This window comes from Marinimicrobium agarilyticum DSM 16975 (assembly GCF_000423345.1).
In the GTDB taxonomy this organism is placed as follows: domain Bacteria; phylum Pseudomonadota; class Gammaproteobacteria; order Pseudomonadales; family Cellvibrionaceae; genus Marinimicrobium; species Marinimicrobium agarilyticum.
This window is the reverse complement of the sequence record NZ_AUHU01000014.1, coordinates 62820-79772: the sequence shown is the minus strand read 5'-3', so window position 1 is coordinate 79772 and position 16953 is coordinate 62820. Positions and strand designations below refer to the sequence as shown.

The following is a 16953-nucleotide window of genomic DNA, read 5'->3' as shown; positions in this document are numbered from 1 at the left end:
CCTCAGAGAGTTTTAAAACGGTATGCCCCGCCCCCGACCTCAGTGCCACATTTACGTTCGGTGCCGTAGGGTAGGTAAGGCGGTAGCCGCCACCTACCAAAAGCCCAACCCAACACCCCAACAAACATCAACACCCAAAGCCCAATTTCAAAAGAGAGCCCCAATGTTCGACAAAACGCTAATGCCCACCCAACTCCAGGACGCCACCCGCAAGCGCTTCGAGGATTTCGAGCAGAGTCTGGCGCGCCGGGAGTTGGATGCTCCCGAGTCCGTGCTGCCGAGCTCGGTGTCCAAAGCGGACTTTCTGCAGCAGCTCAACCGCGTTTTCGCGGCCAGCGAGTATGTGGCGAAAACCTGCGCTACCCGTCCGGAGCTGTTGTTGGAGTTGGTGGAGTCGGGGGCATTGTTTGAGCCGCTGGCGGATGGATCGTTTCCGGAGTTGGTGGAGGCGGTGCAGGCCTGTGAGGAGGATGCCTCGCTGGATAAGGCGTTGCGCCGGCAGCGCCATCGGGCGATGGTGCGAATCATCTGGCGGGATCTGAATCGGTTGGCGACCATGCGTGAAACCACGGATGAGCTGTCGCGTTTTGCGGAGGCGGCGATTCAGGCCACCTTGGACTGGCATTTCGAGCGAATGAAACCCCGCTGGGGGGTCCCCATGGGCAAGGACAGTGGTGAGGAGCAGGCGTTGATTGTGCTCGGGATGGGCAAGCTGGGGGCGCGTGAGTTGAATGTGTCTTCGGATATTGATCTGATTTTTGCTTATCCGGAGGCGGGTAAGACCGAGGGCGGCGATCGCTCGTTGGATAATCAGGAGTTTTTTACCCGGTTGGGGCAGAAGCTGATCAAGAGTCTGGATGCGCCCAGCGCCGAAGGGTTTGTCTTTCGGGTGGACATGCGCCTGCGCCCCTACGGCCAAAGCGGGGCGCTGGTGTCGAACTTTGATGCCATGGAGGAGTACTACCAGAGTCAGGGGCGGGACTGGGAGCGCTACGCCATGATCAAGGCGCGGCCGGTGGCCGCCAGTGGGCACCGGGCCCGGGTGGTGGCCGATGAACTGATGGCCCTGCTCAAGCCGTTCACTTATCGCCAGTACATCGACTTCAGTGTGATCGAGTCATTGCGGGCGATGAAGGGGCTGATCAGCCGACAGGTTCAGCGTCGGGGGATGAGTGAGGATGTGAAGCTCGGCGAGGGCGGTATTCGGGAAATCGAGTTTGTGGTGCAGGTTTTCCAACTGATTCGCGGTGGCCGGGATCCGCGCCTGCGTGAGCGGCAGGTGTGTGAGCTGCTACCGTTGCTCGAGGCTGAACAGTACCTTCCCAAAGGCAGCGGCTCAGCGCTGCGAGAGGCCTATGAGTTCCTGCGCAATACCGAGCACGCCATTCAGGGCTACCAGGATCGGCAGACCCAGGCGTTGCCCTCGGACGACGAAGGGCGGCTGCGCCTGTCCTGGGCCATGGGGTTTGACGATTGGCCGAGTTTTGAGAAAACGCTCAATGGCTACCGGGAGCGCGTCAACCGGGAATTCCAGGAGGTGATCGCCGATCCGGATGTCGAGCAGGGCGAAGATACCGAAACCCTGCGGCCCTGGGTCTCGCTCTGGGAAGGCAGTCTTGAGGGGGACGAGGCGCGGGAGTGGTTGACCGAGCGCGGCCTCGATCAGCCCGAGCGGGTACTGTCGGTGCTCAATGACCTGCGCAATCATCGCCAGGTTGTCGCCATGCAGGCGAGCAGTCGCGACCGGTTGGACGCCTTTATGCCCCGGTTGCTCGCCATGCTGGCCGAAGGCGAGTCGGTGGGAGAAACGCTGACCCGGATTCAGCCGCTGGTGGTCTCGGTGGTGCGCCGCAGCGCCTATCTTGTCCTGTTGGTGGAAAACCCGGTCGCCCTTCAGCAACTGGTGCGTTTGTGCGCCGCCAGCCCCTGGATTGCCGACGAGCTTGCCCGCTTTCCGGCCCTGCTGGACGAGCTGCTCACGCCGGAGAGCCTGTACGCACCGCCGGATAAAGACGAACTGCGGGATGAGCTGCGCCGCGAACTCCTGCGCCTGGCCTGGGACGACCTGGAAGGCCACATGGATACCCTGCGCTATTTCCGCTCGGCCCATGCCCTGCGGGTGGCGGCGAGCGAGGTAACCGGTGCCCTGCCGCTGATGAAAGTCAGTGACTACCTGACCTATATTGCGGAGGTCATCCTGGAGCATGTGTTGCAGCTGGCCTGGGAGCAGTTGCTACTGCGCCACGGTCGGCCCAGTCGCGCGAACGGCGAGCCGGAAGCGGAACCCAATTTTGTCATTGTCGGGTACGGCAAGCTGGGGGGCATTGAGCTGTCTCACGGCTCGGATCTGGACCTGGTGTTTGTCCACAACAGCGACCCCGAGGGCAAAACCGACGGTGAAAAGCCGCTCGAGAATAACCTCTTCTATACCCGCCTGGGCCAGCGCATCATCCACATTCTGAATACCCGCATGCCCTCCGGCACCCTGTATGAAATCGACATGCGCCTGCGCCCCAATGGTGAGGCCGGCATGCTGGTGAACTCCTTGGGCGCGTTCGAGAAATACCAAAGCAACGACGCCTGGACCTGGGAGCACCAGGCTCTGGTGCGCGCCCGCGTCGTGGCCGGTGACAGCACCCTTGCTGAAGATTTCGAGCAGGTGCGCCGGGGTGTTCTCTGTCAGCATCGGGATGCGGAGGCGCTGCGCGAAGAGGTGCTCAAAATGCGTGAGAAAATGCGCGAGCACCTGGGGAGCAAGCCTTCAAGCGACGGCAATGGTTCAGTATTTCACCTCAAGCAGGACGCCGGAGGTATCGTCGATATTGAATTTATGGTTCAATATGCCGTTTTAGCATGGGCCGAAGAAGAGCCCGCGCTCACCGAGTATACAGACAACATCCGCATTCTCGGTGCGCTGGAACAATCCGGCCGGTTGGGCGCTGAAGCCGTCGCCCAGTTGATTGATGCCTACAAGGCCTATCGGTCCACCGGTCACCGCCTCGCGCTACAGCGCCAGGAGGCAGTCTTGGAGGACGGCGAGCCCTTTGCGGAGGAGCGACGCCGAGTAACTGGCCTGTGGCGGCAACTGCTGGAATCCCATCATTGATCGGGCGCCTTGAACGCCGACCACAGTCCCACGATTTTCAGCATTTAGGAGTTGGTTATGTCATTTGCCGATCGCGACGGCGTTATTTGGCTGGATGGCGAACTGGTGCCCTGGCGGGATGCCAAGGTCCACGTACTGACCCACACCCTGCACTATGGCATGGGTGTCTTTGAAGGCGTTCGCGCCTATGAAAGCAGTGACCGGGGCACCTGTATTTTTCGCTTGAAAGAACACACGGACCGTCTGTTCCGTTCCGCTCATATCATGCGGATGGACCTGCCGTACAGTAAAGACGAGTTGAACGAAGCCCAGAAACTGGTGGTGCGGGAAAATAGCCTGCACGAAAGTTATCTGCGCCCCATGGCATTTCTCGGCTCCGAGGGCATGGGGTTGCGGGCGGATAATCTGAAGGTGCATGTCATGGTGGCTGCCTGGCACTGGCCGTCCTATATGTCGCCGGAAGCGCGGGACATGGGCATCAAGGTGCGCACCTCCAGCTACACCCGTCATCATGTGAACATCACCATGTGCAAGGCCAAAGCCAACGGCAACTACATCAACTCGATGCTGGCGTTGCGCGAGGCACTGGACAGTGGCTGTGAAGAAGCGTTGCTGCTGGACAACGAAGGCTACGTGGCCGAGGGCAGTGGCGAAAACGTCTTTCTGGTACGCGATGGCATTATCTACACCCCGGAGCTGACCTCCTGCCTTGACGGCATTACGCGCAACACCATTTTCCAATTGGCGGCTGATTGCGGTTATGAAGTGCGGGAGAAACGGATCACGCGGGACGAAGTCTATATCGCGGACGAAGCCTTTTTTACCGGTACCGCCGCGGAAGTACTGCCCATTCGCGAGCTGGACGGCCGGGTGATTGGTGAAGGCCACCGTGGCCCGATCACCACTCAGTTGCAGTCCATGTACTTCGACGCGGTGAAAGGCAAGCTGCCGACTCACGGAGACTGGTTGGCACCGGTGGCCGACTGATTCGTCCCGGCATGCTTGTTCGAACTGAACCCAAAGCGCGTGCCCCCTTCGGGTGGCGCGCCCTCGGAGGACCCCGCACACCATGAGCGATAGAGGCACGCCGCCCGCCCCGGATGACAGCCTGCGGCAGACCGATACCGCTTCCCTCAAGGTTTACCTGAGGCTGCTCGCCTACATCAAACCCTACTGGGTGTTGTTCGCCATCAGTGTGGTCGGCTTTGTGATCTACTCGGCCTCCCAGCCGGCCATGGCCCAGTTCATGGAATACCTGCTGGACTTTATCGGCGCTGCGGGGGAAGGGGCTCCCTCCTTCTTACCAGAACCTCTCAGCGGTGGGGACACGTCCGCCGCTGCGGGCGAGAGGGGTCCCGCTTACTTACCCTCCGTTATCATTGTGGGCATTGTGTTTGCGCGCAGCGTCGGCGCGTTTCTGGGGAATTTCTTTATCTCCCAGTTGGCGTTTCGTATCGTTCACACCTTGCGGGTCAGCCTGTTTGATCATATGGCCCACCTCCCCGGTCAGTACTTTGACCGTCACAGCTCTGGGCACCTGATGTCGGTGATCACCTACAACGTCAACGGGGTGACCACGGCGGCCACCGACGCGCTGAAAATTCTGATTCGCGAGGGCGCCACGGTCATCGCCCTGATGAGCTATCTGCTTTACAAAGACTGGATGCTGACGCTACTGCTGTTGTTGGTGGCACCGGTGATCGCCGCGCTTGTCGGTTATGTGGGCAAACGCCTGCGTCGGCTGAGCGCTAAGGTGCAGCACAGCATGGGCGATATTACCCAGGTGTCCTCCGAGATGATCCACGGCTACCGGGTCATGCGCAGTTTCGGCGGGGAAGCGTACGAAAAACGTCGCTTCAATCAGGCCAGTTGGCGGAACTACCTGCAGAACATGAAAATCGTGTTCACCTCTTCGCTTAATACGCCCATCATGCAGATGTTGGTAGCCCTGTCTATGGGGCTGATGTTGTATGTGGCGCTGACGATTATGGAGCTGGACGATCCCGGTGCCTTTATTGCCTACTTTACGGCGGCAGGTTTGGTGCTCAAGCCGCTGCGGCAGTTGAGCGAGGTGGTACCCACCATCCAGAAAGGCGTGGCGGCGGCCGACAGTATTTTTCATCTGCTGGACGAACCGGCCGAGCGGGATACCGGGACGTTGCGCGTTGAGCGCGCTCAGGGCGGCGTGCGCTTTGAAGATGTGTGCTTCAGTTACGACGGCAACGATGATTGGGTGCTCAACCGGATCAACCTGGATGTGAAACCCGGTGAAGTCATCGCACTTGTCGGTCGTTCCGGCAGCGGTAAGTCCACACTGGTGAGCTTACTGACCCGCTTCTATGATCCCGGCGCCGGGCGTATTCTGCTCGATGGTGAACCGCTCGAACATTATCGCCTGGACAACTTGCGCGAACAGGTGGCGCTGGTGAATCAGAACGTAGTGCTGTTCAACGACTCCGTGGCCGGCAATATCGCCTACGGCTCCCTGTCGGAGACCGACCCGGAGACCGTACGCGAAGCGGCCAAGGCGGCCCATGCCCATGAGTTTATCGAACAGTTGCCCCAAGGGTATGACACGCTGATCGGTGAAAGCGGTACCCGCCTCTCCGGGGGCCAGCGCCAGCGCCTGGCGATTGCCCGCGCTATTTTGAAAAACGCGCCCATTCTGATTCTGGACGAGGCCACATCGGCTTTGGATACTGAATCTGAGCGCCATATTCAGGCGGCTCTGGAAGAGGTAATGAAAAACCGCACCACCTTCGTGGTGGCGCACCGTCTCTCCACCATTGAAAGAGCGGATCGGATTGTGGTGATGGGCGAGGGCAAGATCCTGGAAGTGGGCAGCCACAAAGAACTGCTCGCCGCCGACGGCCAATACGCCCGTCTGCATTCCATGCAGTTCCGAGACGAATTGTAATCGCGGCATGCGCTTGACCCAGCGTAGGGCACGGTAAGGCCGAAGGCCGCCACCTGCCGTATAAACGGTGGCTGTGTGCCCTATGCGATTGGTCATTCCGTTCCAGCTTTTCGAACGGGCTTTCGCCTTATGTCATTCCTCCGGTGGAAACTGAGCCAATAACTCCCGCATCACCTTCCGCAACTGCGCCTCGCGCGCCAGCTGAAAATCTTCCAGAGGAATCCCGCTCGCGCTGCCGCGCCAGATCAGCTCATTGGTCTGTGCGTTGGTGATGTCGACGATAATCACGCCTTCCTGCCGGCCTTCGCCATCCAGGCTTTTACTGCCTCCGAGTCCCACACTGCCGTGGCTGCCGACGGGTAAGCCGATGGAGATTCCTACGGATTTTCCGCCGCCGGTGGCAAGGCGGGTGGAGCCGGTGATGTCAATGTAGAATTGGGGGTCGTGCGGTGCGACCTGGTAGCCTTCGGAGGCGAGTATTTCCTGGGCGATGGTTTCGAGCCGCAGGTAGTCGACCCCTTGGATTTGTGAGCTGCCGCCCCGGAATTCGTAGTAGGTCCAACCGGGATCAAATTCGGTCCCGGGCTTGTAGTCCTGCTCAATCTTGGGGCCAGCGCAAGCGGTGAGGAAAAATAGAACGCTTAGTATGGTGATACTGTGATATAGACTTTTCATAATATCGTTCCTGAACTTGGCAAGAATGTGTGCCATCGGATGTTCCGGTGGGAGTGGGGGTATACCCGTTAGAGACCCGCCGTGAACCCATCCCTGGGGGCTTCTCATCGGCATCCATGCCTCAGAGAGTCTCTAACGGGTATACCCCCACTCCCACCTCCGTGCCATCGGAAAACGCTGTTCCTATCTTGTCGTGGGGCCCATACGCGATACTTCCCATGTTTGCAAAACTTGCCTCGCGCTGAATCTTCCACGTGGGGGAAAGACGCTTTCAGAAAGCCTGATCAAATCACGGAGGCGATTTATGGCACTGAGGTGTTTGTGGGTATGTACCATTCATAGACTCTCTGAGGCATGGATGCCGATGAGAAGCCCCCATGGACGGGTTCACGGCGGGTCTATGAATGGTACATACCCACAGACACCGGACCCTGACGGAACCAAAAATACCTACATCAACCGAACGACCTGTGTATCCGGATCCCGAGATTTCCCTTGTTCATGCAGAGCGTCCAGATACTCTTGCCAATGGCTCTCTTCATTGACACACAAATCGTGCAAATAATCCCAAGTGTAGATGCCGGAATCGTGGCCGTCATCAAACAGGATTTTAAGGGCGTAGTTGCCGGCGGCTTCGATGTGGTCGATGGCGACATCGCGTTTGCCGGAGGGGAGGGTGCCGGAACCTGAGCCATGGCCGCGGACTTCGGCGCTGGGGGAGACCGCGCGCAGGTATTCGGCGTCCAGGCGATAGCTCTGGTCACCGTAGGTTAGCTCAAGCTGGCGGGACTTTTTGTGGAGCAGGATTTTGTCGGGAACCATGGCGAACTCCTGGGTGTGTGCCACTAGAGCCGGCTCGCTTCACGGGGCATCATCGCAAGACACGCCGTGACCCCGTCCCTGGGGGCTCGAATCGCGGGTCCCCCGCTCCACGGTCTTGCAATCATGCCCCGTAAACCGAGCCTGTTTGGGTGCAAGGCTGTAACTCGTGTTACAGAATATACCGGCTCAGATCTTCATCCTTCGCCAGCTCACCCAAGTGCTCTTCAACATAAGCCGCATCGACTTCCACTTGCGTCTGTTGGCTGCCGGCATCGAAAGAAACGTCTTCGAGCAGGCGTTCGAGCAGGGTGTGCAGGCGACGGGCGCCGATGTTTTCGGTGTTTTCGTTGACGTCGAACGCGGTTTCAGCGATGCGGCGGATGCCGTCGGGCTTGAAGATCACCTCGACGCCTTCGGTTTTGAGCAGGGCCTGGTGTTGTTCGGTCAACGAGGCGCTGGGCTCGGTCAGGATGCGCTCGAAGTCGTCCGGGGTCAGGGCGCTGAGTTCCACTCGGATGGGCAGGCGGCCCTGCAGTTCCGGGATCAGGTCCGAGGGTTTGCTCAGGTGGAAGGCGCCGGAGGAGATGAACAGGATGTGGTCGGTTTTGATCATCCCGTGTTTGGTGCTCACGGTGCAGCCTTCGATCAACGGCAACAGGTCGCGCTGCACGCCTTCGCGGGAGACGTCGGCGCCGCTGGTTTCGCCTTTTTTGGCGACTTTGTCGATTTCGTCGAGAAAGACGATGCCGTTCTGTTCGACGGCTGTGATGGCCTCGGCTTTGACTTCTTCCTCATTGATCATCCGGGCCGCTTCTTCTTCCTGAAGCTGTTTGAAGGCCTGTTTGACGATCATTTTGCTGGTTTTCTTTTTGTCCTTGGACATGGAGGAAAACATGTTCTGCAGTTGGCTGGTCATGTCTTCCATACCGGGCGGTGCCATGATTTCCACGCCCATGGGGTGACTGGAGACTTCGATTTCGATCTCTTTGTCGTCTAGCTCGCCTTCGCGCAGTTTTTTGCGGAAGATCTGGCGGGTGCTGGATTCAGTGGTGTTTTCGGTATCGCCGCCTCTCGCGGGCGGAAGAAGGACGTCCAGGATGCGCTCTTCGGCCGCTTCGGCGGCGCGGTGCTGGACGGTTTTCATGGCCTGTTCGCGGTGCATTTTGATGGAAATGTCCACCAGGTCCCGGATGATGGATTCAACATCGCGGCCGACATAGCCTACTTCGGTGAACTTGGTGGCTTCCACTTTGATGAACGGGGCGTGCGCCAGCTTGGCCAGGCGGCGGGCAATCTCGGTTTTACCCACCCCGGTGGGGCCGATCATCAGGATGTTCTTGGGGGTGATTTCCGCACGCAGATTCTCGTCCAGCTGCATGCGCCGCCAGCGGTTGCGCAGGGCAATGGCCACGGCGCGCTTGGCGTTGTGCTGGCCGATGATGTGTTTGTCCAGCTCGTGGACGATTTCCCTTGGGGTCATGTCAGACATAACTAACTCGTTGGTCGTTCAGTCCGTCGAGCCTCAGTAATCGAGGGTTTCGATGGTCTGGTTGTGGTTGGTGTAGATGCAGATGTCGCCGGCGATGGTCAGCCCTTTTTCGACGATGTGTTTGGCATCCAGTTCAGTGTTGTCCAGCAAGGCGCGCGCGGCGGACTGGGCGAAGGCGCCGCCGGAGCCGATGGCGATCAGGTCGTCTTCGGGCTGAATGACATCGCCGTTGCCGGTAATGATCAATGAGGCTTCGGCGTTGGCCACCGCCAGCAGGGCTTCCAGGCGGCGCAGCGCCCGGTCGGTACGCCAGTCTTTGGCCAGTTCCACAGCGGCGCGGGTCAGCTGGCCGTTGTGGGCCTCAAGCTTCGCCTCGAAGCGCTCAAACAGGGTAAAAGCGTCGGCGGTGCCGCCGGCGAAGCCCGCGATTACCTGATCCTTGTACAGACGCCGTACCTTGCGGGCGTTGCCTTTCATGATGGTGTTGCCCAGGGATACCTGACCGTCGCCGCCGATGGCGACCTGGCCGTTGCGGCGCACGGAGAGAATGGTGGTACCTCGGTATTGTTCCACAAGCCGTCCTTTATCAAACCAATGTGTGATGTAGTGAATGGCTGAGGTGGGGGCAAACCGGGGGGATTTCAAGCAGCGCCGAGCGCTGCTGGATCGGTGTTCGCGCTTCAGTCGTCGCGTTTACGTTTCAAAACCAACGCATGGTAGTCGTTGGAAACCAGCGTTGCGCGGGCGCTGGCGAGGCGGGACTGGTTGTTGAAGGGACCGACCAGAACGCGATGCCAGACTTCGTTGTTGTTCAGAGTAACCTGTTCGGTGTAGGCGTCGAGGTTGAGCAGCAATAATTGCGCTCGCAGGCTGTCGGCTTCCGAAGACTTACGGAAGGAGCCGACCTGTAGGATAAATTCGTCTTTGCTGGCTTCCTGTGTCTCGTCGTTGTTGGCCTGGCGTTCGGACGGTTCGGTAGCGGGCACGATGACTTCGCTTTCGCGCAGCAGTTTGTAGAAGTCGAAGCGCGGCTTGGGGGTGTCCTGTTTTTCGGGTTTGGGTTCTTCGGCGACTTTGGGGGCGGATTTCGGTGCCGTCTGTTGGGGCTGTTCGGGGACGTCGACGTCGGTCAGGCGTGCGAGGAATACGATAAAGCCGCCCAGCACGAGGCCGGTGAATAGCCATACCCAGCCGGGCACTTGGCTTTTGGGGCGGTTGCGCCGGGGTGCGGGGCGGTTTTTCTTGGCGTAATCTCGGGTCATGATGGTGTGGGGCCTGACGTGTTAGAGCGCGAGCAATTGTACTCACCAGCGCTCCGTGGTGCCAGTCTCACTGGCTCCTATTACAAGATGTTTTTGGGAGTTCGTCGTGTCCGGCCGTGCGGGGGATAGACCACTCGGAGACCCGCCGTGAATACATCCCTGTAGGCTTCTCATCGGCATCCATGCCTCAGAGAGTCTCCGAGTGGTCTATCCCCCGCACGGCCTCAGTGCCATACCAAACCTTCTGTAGGTGTAGGGCGCGGTAAGCGCTAATTGCCACCCTCTTTCTTTCCGCCGCTAATTGGGATTCGAGGGATCATCCGAACGTTCTATTGGCACTGAGGACCGACGTGGGGCATACCGGTTGTAGACTCTCTGAGGCATGGATGCCGATGAGAAGCCCCCATGGATGGGTTCACGGCGGGTCTACAACCGGTATGCCCCATGGCGGGCCGGACGTGATGCGCTCGCCCTAGGTACATTGAAGATGTCAGCTCATATCTTGAGGATCCACATCCACCGACCAGCGGGCTCGCTTGGCCAGTGGGTGCTGCTCCAATTCCAGCGTCAGACGACCCAACAGCGAATGCAGTGCCTTTCGGTTGGCCGCGTTCAACTGGAGTTGGTAACGGTACCGGTCTCCCCGCTTCTCCAGCATGGCCGGTAGTGGCCCCAGATAACCCAACTCATGATTCGGGGGATGCAGCTTCTCCGCAATCGCCCGTGCCTGTTTAAGGAAAGCCACCGCGTTCTCCGGGCGCTTGGATTCCGCCCGCAGCAGCGCCATCTGGCGGAAAGGGGGGAGGCCTGTCAGCCGTCGCTCGCTCAGAATCAATTCCGCGAAATCGTGATAGCCCCGCTCCACCAGCGTGCGGATCAGCGGGTGCTCGACGTGGTGGCTCTGGATAATGACCTGCCCGGGCTTCTCCGCGCGGCCCGCCCGGCCGGCGACCTGGAGCAGCAGTTGGCCCATCTTCTCCGGGCCCCGGAAATCCGTGCTGAACAATCCCGCATCGGCGTCCAGGATCACCACCAGGGTGACATCGGCGAAGTGATGGCCTTTGGCGAGCATCTGAGTGCCCACCAGAATGCAGGGATCGCCTTTGTGGACTTCGTCGATCAGGTCGCGAAAGGCATGCTTCTGACGGGTGGAATCTCGATCTACCCGCAGTATCCGGGTCTCGGGGAAGTAGCGCTGCAGGGCCTCTTCGCTGCGCTCGGTTCCCTGGCCCACCGGTTGCAGGCGTGTACTTTGGCAGGAAGGGCATTGCCTCGGTACCGCCCGTTGGTGGTCGCAGTGGTGGCAGTGCAGGTGCCGGGGGGTCTGGTGCATGGTCAGACGGGTGTCGCAGTGGCCGCACTCGGCGAGCCAGCCGCATTCGGTGCACTCAAGGGTCGGGGCATAGCCCCGGCGGTTCAGGAACACCAGCACCTGGTTGCCGTCCTCCAGAGTGGTCCGGATCTGGTTCAGGGTCTGCTCGCTCAGGCCCTCTTCCAGGGGGCGGCGGCGGATGTCCTGCAACAGAATTTCTGGTGGACGGGCATTGCCGGCGCGATGGGTCAGGCGCAGGTACTGATAGCGCCCCGTGCGGGCGTTGTGCAGGCTCTCCAGGGCGGGGGTGGCGCTGCCCAGCACTAACGGGATCCCCATTCGTTGGGCGCGCAGGGCGGCCAGGTCCCGGGCGGAATAGCGAAAGCCGTCCTGTTGTTTGAAGGAACTGTCGTGCTCCTCGTCGACAATCAGAATGCCGGGCTGCGCCAGTGGTGTGAAAATGGCGGAGCGGGTGCCAATCACAATCCGGGCGCGGCCGTCCCGCGCTTGCAGCCAGGCGTCAAGCCGCTCCCGGTCGTTCATGCCCGAGTGCATGGCTACTACTGGCTGGGCGAAGCGGCGTTGAAATCGCGCAAGCGTCTGCGGCGTCAGGCCGATTTCCGGCACCAGCACCAACGCTTGACGCCCGAGTTCGAGAGTGCGGGCAATGGCTTGCAGGTAGATTTCGGTCTTTCCGCTGCCGGTACTGCCGTCCAGCAGACTGATGGAGAAACCGCTGTCGGGAATCTGCGCCAACGCGATGCGCTGTTCCTCGGAGAGGCTTAGAGGGGGCTCCCTCAGTATGTGGGAAGCTTCGGGCGGAGTGAGTACTCGCTCTGTGACTTCGGCCAGTCCTTTTTCTTCCAGTGGTTTGAGCTGAGTCCGGTTGAAGCCGAGTATGGACAGGTCGGCCCGGTTGAGGGCGCCGCGCTGCTGGAGTGCGGCCAACAGTTCGGCCTGGCGGGGGGCACGCTTCAGGGCGCCTTCGGGAAGCCCCCTGCCCTCCGTGGTCAGTTGCCAATAGGGTTCACTTCGCTCTCGAGCGGCTTCCCCCTGGCGCAACAGCACGGGCAGGGCGGTGCTCAGGGCATCGCCGATCGGATGCTGGTAGTACTCTGCGGCCCAGAGGCATAGCTGCCAGAGTTCGTCTGGCAGCAGGGGGGCGTCATCGAGTAGAACCTCGGCGGGACGCAGTTGCTTTAGCGACAGTGAAGACTCACTTTTTACTCGAAGCAGCAGGCCCACCAATCGCTGGGAGCCGAAAGGGACTTTCAGCCGCTGCCCTGGGTGTAGAGTGGCCGGATCGACCCCCGGCGGAGGCAGATAGTCAAACCGGCGCCGCAGTGGTGTGGGCAGGGCGATTTCGAGAACGGTAGGGCTGGACATGGGCTCCCGATGTACGGCTGGTGCAAAAAGGCGGTCAGGATACCGTACTTCGTCAGGCTCAAGGAATGATTGTGATGTCGAAGAGCCGCTGGGGTCGGCTGTGGTGCTTGCTTTGTCGGGTGTTTCTGGTACTATGCCCCGCTTCCAAAAAGCCGTACCCATTAACCGTTGTGCGGTGCTCGGCAAAATCCCTGAATCCGTCGTTGGCGGGCGGGGTCGACCGGGTGGCGGCACAAAGACGAAAGGCATTTACCATGAAAGCGAATCTGCACCCCAAATATGATGAAGTGACTGCTACCTGCAGTTGCGGCAACGTTATCAAGACCCGCTCCACACTGGGTACCGATTTCCAGGTCGACGTGTGCTCTGAGTGTCACCCCTTCTACACCGGCAAGCAGAAGATTGTTGATACCGGCGGCCGTATCGATCGCTTCAAGAAGCGTTTCGGTAGCCGTATCGCTGCCAAATAAGATGGTGGCCCCAAGGCCCGAACGATCGAAAACGCCGAGAGCGAAAGCTCTCGGCGTTTTTGTTTGTGTGTGGCTTCTGGCCGGCCAGGCCCTTGGGTGTGAGTTGCCGGGGTCGCTGCCGCGTGAACGGGCGGTGGTGGCTCAGGTGCAGGATGGCGACAGCGTTCGGTTGGTGAGCGGGGAGCGGGTGCGGCTGATCGGCGTGAATGCCCCGGAGCTGGCGAGGGAGGGGCGCCCGGCTCAGCCTCTGGCGCAAGCGGCGAAAGAGAGTCTGAAGCAGCACCTGTCGACGCTGGACGAGGTTTTGCTGGTCTACGATCGGGAGCGGGAAGATCACTATGGCCGGACGTTGGCCTACGTTTTTACACCCTCGGGAGAGAGTGTGGAGGCGGCCCTGTTGCGCGAAGGCCTGGCTTTTCATATCGCGATTCCCCCCAATACCCATCTTGCGGATTGTCTGGCTCTTGCGCAGACGCAAGCACTGAGTGCCGGGCGCGGCGTTTGGGGGCATGACGGTTGGCAGCCGATATCCACGGCGGAGCTCACGCTTGAAGAGACCGGGTTTCAGCGGTTGAGGGGGCAAGTGACCGATATCAGCGAAGCCGGTGGCTCGGTATGGGTTGAATTGAATGGCCCGTTGGTCTTGCAGGTGCCCGCCGAGCTTTGGTCAACGTTGAAAGCCTCCGGCGTTTCGGCGGGCCGGATGATTGAAGTGCGGGGCTGGGTGGTTGACCGCTCGGGCTCCCGGGCGGCCAGGCGCGGCTTTAAGCCGTTGCTGATGCAGATCCGCAGCCGCTATGATATCTCCTTCCCGTAGCCGACCAACACCCCACCAGTGGTGGGGTGTTCAGGACTAGAACAACTCTTCTGGCAGCTGCTCCGTTTCCACTGTGCTGCCACCATTGCCATTGCTGTCATACGGCGGCACCTCCTCTGCCCGGAATATCTCGAAAATCGCATCCGGATCCCCCGGCTGGGCGCGTCGACCATTTTCGGGGTCAATGCGAACCGTAACAATGCCTTCGGGCTGAGGCCGGAGTTGATCCGGCTTGCCTTCAAGTGCGGTGCGCATGTAGTTGATCCAGATCGGCAATGCGGCGCTGCCGCCATACTCTCCGCGGCCGAGCATCTGGTACTGGTCAAAACCCAGCCAGGCAACGGTGACGATATGGGGGCTGTAGCCGGCGAACCACGCATCCCGCGGACCATTGGTGGTACCGGTTTTGCCGCCGATGTCGGAGCGGTCAAGCACCCGGGCACGTCGGCCCGTGCCGCGTGCGATCACATCCCGAAGCATGGAATCGATGATATAAGCGGTCTGCTCGTCCAGAACTCTGGGGGCAATGGGCGGCGGGATGACCGCATCGGCCTCGTCGAGCAGTGCCAGTTGAGCCGGTTGATCCAGCGGGGTTTCGGGCTCAAGGGCTTCGCGATTGCGCTCGGTTTGAGGCCATTGCGAGGATGACGTCTCGGGTGAAGGTGGCTCAGTAAAGATATCGGCGACCAGGCTCTCCGGTTCCTCCTCATTGGCGAGGGGCTTGCAGGTCCGGCATACCGTGAGGGGGCGGGCCTGATGAATGACCTCGCCGTCCACATTCTCAATGCTTTCCACCAAATAGGGTTCGACGCGGTAGCCGCCATTGGCAAAAATGGCGTAACCCCGAGCCATTTCCAGCGGTGTCAGGGCGTGACTGCCAAGCGCCAGAGACAGGTTGCGCGGCAGGCTTTCGGGGTCGAAACCAAATTCTCCCAGGGTTTCAAGCAGGGCATCAATGCCGATGCTGCGCAGTACCCGAATGGACACCAGGTTGCGGGAGCGATAGAGCGCCTCGCGCAGGCGGGTCGGTCCCAGGAAGGTGCCGCCGTCGTTTTCCGGGCGCCAGGCGCCCTCGAGGCTGGCGTCTTCAATGACGATGGGTGAGTCGTTGACGAGGGTCGCAGGGGTAAAACCGTTTTTCAGTGCGGCGGTATAAACGAAGGGCTTGAAGCTCGATCCCGGCTGGCGCTCTGCTTGCAGGGCGCGGTTGAAATTGCTCTGGCGGAAATCAAAGCCGCCGACCAGCGAGCGTATGGCGCCGTTTTCCGGGTCCAGGCCCACCAGGGCGGCCTGGGCGTCGGGAATTTGCCGCAGGTGCCAGGCGCCCTCGATTTGGTAGAGGCGGATCAGGTCGCCGACGCTGACTACATCGCTGGCGGTCTCCGGAAGGGCGCCGCGGGCGTTCTCGTTGATGTAGCGGCGCGCGGTTGACAGCCCCTGCTCCCAGCCCAGCTCCAGCGTTTCCCCGGTGTCCAGTAATACCTCGGCGGACTGCTCACCGACGGCCGTCACCACGGCGGGCTCCAGATTCCCGAAGGCAGTCAGGTCATCCAGTGCTTCGGTCCAGGTGCTGAGGTCTTCCGGCCGCTCTCCCCATTGGGCCTCCGGTCCACGATAGCCGTGGCGCCAGTCATAGGTCAGCAGACCCTTTACCACGGCGTCCTGAGCCGCTGCCTGATACCGGCTGTTGATGGTGGTATACACTTTATAGCCGTCGGTGTACGCCTCCTCTCCGAAGCGATCAATCGCCTCGCGGCGGGCCAGCTCCGCAATATAGGGAGCGTAGAGCTCGAGAGTGGCGCCATGGTAGCGCGCGTTGTCCGGAGTGTTGACGGCCACTTCATAGGTAGCCTGGTCGATGTGCCCCAGCTCCAGCATGCGTCCGAGAATCCAGTTGCGGCGGATCATGGCCCGTTCCAGGTTGGCGAGCGGGTTGTAGGCGGACGGGGCCTTCAATACGCCAACGATCATCGCCCACTGATGAAGTTCAAGCTCCTCGGCGTCCTTCCCGTAATAGATTTGGGCGGCGGCCTGAATGCCGTAGGCACGGTTGCCAAAAAACATTTTGTTGCTGAACAGTTCGAGTATTTCCTGTTTTGAGAGCTCGTTCTCGATCTGGAGCGCCAGCAGGATTTCATTGAATTTCCGGGAAAAAACCTGATCCCGGGACAGGAAAAAATCCCTTGCCAGCTGCATGGTGAGTGTGCTGCCACCAGACTGAATCTCACCTGTTTTCAATAATTGTGACGCGGCTCTCAAAAGTCCCCTAATGGAAACGCCGGAATGGTCGTAAAATTCCGCATCTTCGGCGGATAATAATGCTTTTATATACAGATCGGGGATTTCCTCGAATGAGAGCGGGGTGCGACGCTGTTCACCAAACTCACCTATTAGCTTCCCGTCGCTTGAATAAACCCTGAGGGGCGTCTGTAATTGAACTTGCCGCAGGCTTTCGACCGGGGGCAATTTGGGGCTGAGATAGAGGTATAACCCCGCCAAACCGACGAGTGCGGCGCCGGAACCGGCGACAAACAGCCAGAAAAGCAGGCTCAGATAGGACTTTTTGATAGGCATTTTTTCTATGAGAATTAATGAGTTAGCGAAATTAGCCGCGAGCGGCTGCATTATACGGGCTTTTTACCTGTTTACATATGCGCAGTCTTGTTGCAGGCTTAACTTAAAGTCCTATAACATAAA

Annotated in this window: 12 protein-coding genes; 5 read left to right on the top strand and 7 right to left on the bottom strand. The window is 60.0% G+C overall.

What is annotated here, in order from left to right; genetic code table 11:
- Positions 1-163: 163 nt before the first annotated feature.
- The 3 genes from glnE (at position 164) to msbA (ending at position 6023) form a co-directional block, all read left to right on the top strand.
- Positions 164-3106 carry a bifunctional [glutamate--ammonia ligase]-adenylyl-L-tyrosine phosphorylase/[glutamate--ammonia-ligase] adenylyltransferase gene (gene glnE, locus G547_RS0113940; protein ID WP_027330386.1) on the top strand — a complete coding sequence of 981 codons (2943 nt, stop codon included), beginning with the start codon at positions 164-166 and terminating at the stop codon, positions 3104-3106.
- A gap of 57 nt (positions 3107-3163) precedes the next feature.
- Entirely contained in the window at positions 3164-4093 is a 930-nt protein-coding gene (locus G547_RS0113935) for a branched-chain amino acid transaminase (protein WP_027330385.1), read from the top strand.
- Positions 4094-4175: 82 nt separating this feature from the next.
- Complete coding sequence (msbA, locus tag G547_RS0113930; RefSeq protein WP_051235489.1) at positions 4176-6023, top strand: lipid A export permease/ATP-binding protein MsbA; 1848 nt, start codon at positions 4176-4178, stop codon at positions 6021-6023.
- Positions 6024-6155: 132 nt separating this feature from the next.
- Here msbA and G547_RS0113925 read toward each other — a convergent pair whose 3' ends face one another.
- The 6 genes from G547_RS0113925 to G547_RS0113900 form a co-directional block, all read right to left on the bottom strand.
- Positions 6156-6698 carry a DUF4136 domain-containing protein gene (locus G547_RS0113925; protein ID WP_036188808.1) on the bottom strand — a complete coding sequence of 181 codons (543 nt, stop codon included), beginning with the start codon at positions 6696-6698 and terminating at the stop codon, positions 6156-6158.
- A gap of 450 nt (positions 6699-7148) precedes the next feature.
- Positions 7149-7520 carry a gamma-butyrobetaine hydroxylase family protein gene (locus G547_RS0113920; protein WP_027330382.1) on the bottom strand — a complete coding sequence of 124 codons (372 nt, stop codon included), beginning with the start codon at positions 7518-7520 and terminating at the stop codon, positions 7149-7151.
- A gap of 169 nt (positions 7521-7689) precedes the next feature.
- Entirely contained in the window at positions 7690-9009 is a 1320-nt protein-coding gene (hslU, locus tag G547_RS0113915) for an ATP-dependent protease ATPase subunit HslU (RefSeq protein WP_027330381.1), read from the bottom strand.
- Between the two features lie 33 nt (positions 9010-9042).
- Complete coding sequence (hslV, locus tag G547_RS0113910; RefSeq protein WP_027330380.1) at positions 9043-9582, bottom strand: ATP-dependent protease subunit HslV; 540 nt, start codon at positions 9580-9582, stop codon at positions 9043-9045.
- A gap of 107 nt (positions 9583-9689) precedes the next feature.
- On the bottom strand, positions 9690-10271 hold the full coding sequence (locus tag G547_RS0113905) for an SPOR domain-containing protein (protein WP_027330379.1): 582 nt from the start codon (positions 10269-10271) through the stop codon (positions 9690-9692).
- Between the two features lie 490 nt (positions 10272-10761).
- Positions 10762-12969 carry a primosomal protein N' gene (locus G547_RS0113900; RefSeq protein WP_027330378.1) on the bottom strand — a complete coding sequence of 736 codons (2208 nt, stop codon included), beginning with the start codon at positions 12967-12969 and terminating at the stop codon, positions 10762-10764.
- Positions 12970-13223: 254 nt separating this feature from the next.
- Here G547_RS0113900 and rpmE point away from each other — a divergent pair, with 254 nt between their 5' ends.
- A complete protein-coding gene (gene rpmE / locus G547_RS0113895; RefSeq protein ID WP_027330377.1) occupies positions 13224-13439 on the top strand; it encodes a 50S ribosomal protein L31 in 216 nt (71 codons plus the stop codon).
- A 67-nt stretch (positions 13440-13506) separates the two neighbouring features.
- Positions 13507-14256 (top strand): thermonuclease family protein, encoded by a 750-nt coding sequence (locus G547_RS0113890; RefSeq protein WP_027330376.1) that lies wholly within the window; start codon positions 13507-13509, stop codon positions 14254-14256.
- Positions 14257-14292: 36 nt separating this feature from the next.
- Here G547_RS0113890 and G547_RS0113885 read toward each other — a convergent pair whose 3' ends face one another.
- The gene (locus G547_RS0113885; protein ID WP_051235485.1) at positions 14293-16830 is read right to left on the bottom strand and encodes a penicillin-binding protein 1A; all 2538 of its coding nucleotides are present in this window, start codon (positions 16828-16830) and stop codon (positions 14293-14295) included.
- Positions 16831-16953: the final 123 nt, after the last annotated feature.

Bases quoted from the DNA above. Each gene is read 5' to 3' on its own strand.
- glnE (WP_027330386.1), top strand. From the start codon at position 164: ATGTTCGACAAAACGCTAATGCCCACCCAACTCCAGGACGCCACCCGC.
- G547_RS0113935 (WP_027330385.1), top strand. From the start codon at position 3,164: ATGTCATTTGCCGATCGCGACGGCGTTATTTGGCTGGATGGCGAACTG.
- msbA (WP_051235489.1), top strand. From the start codon at position 4,176: ATGAGCGATAGAGGCACGCCGCCCGCCCCGGATGACAGCCTGCGGCAG.
- G547_RS0113925 (WP_036188808.1), bottom strand. From the start codon at position 6,698: ATGAAAAGTCTATATCACAGTATCACCATACTAAGCGTTCTATTTTTC.
- G547_RS0113920 (WP_027330382.1), bottom strand. From the start codon at position 7,520: ATGGTTCCCGACAAAATCCTGCTCCACAAAAAGTCCCGCCAGCTTGAG.
- hslU (WP_027330381.1), bottom strand. From the start codon at position 9,009: ATGTCTGACATGACCCCAAGGGAAATCGTCCACGAGCTGGACAAACAC.
- G547_RS0113905 (WP_027330379.1), bottom strand. From the start codon at position 10,271: ATGACCCGAGATTACGCCAAGAAAAACCGCCCCGCACCCCGGCGCAAC.
- G547_RS0113900 (WP_027330378.1), bottom strand. From the start codon at position 12,969: ATGTCCAGCCCTACCGTTCTCGAAATCGCCCTGCCCACACCACTGCGG.
- rpmE (WP_027330377.1), top strand. From the start codon at position 13,224: ATGAAAGCGAATCTGCACCCCAAATATGATGAAGTGACTGCTACCTGC.
- G547_RS0113885 (WP_051235485.1), bottom strand. From the start codon at position 16,830: ATGCCTATCAAAAAGTCCTATCTGAGCCTGCTTTTCTGGCTGTTTGTC.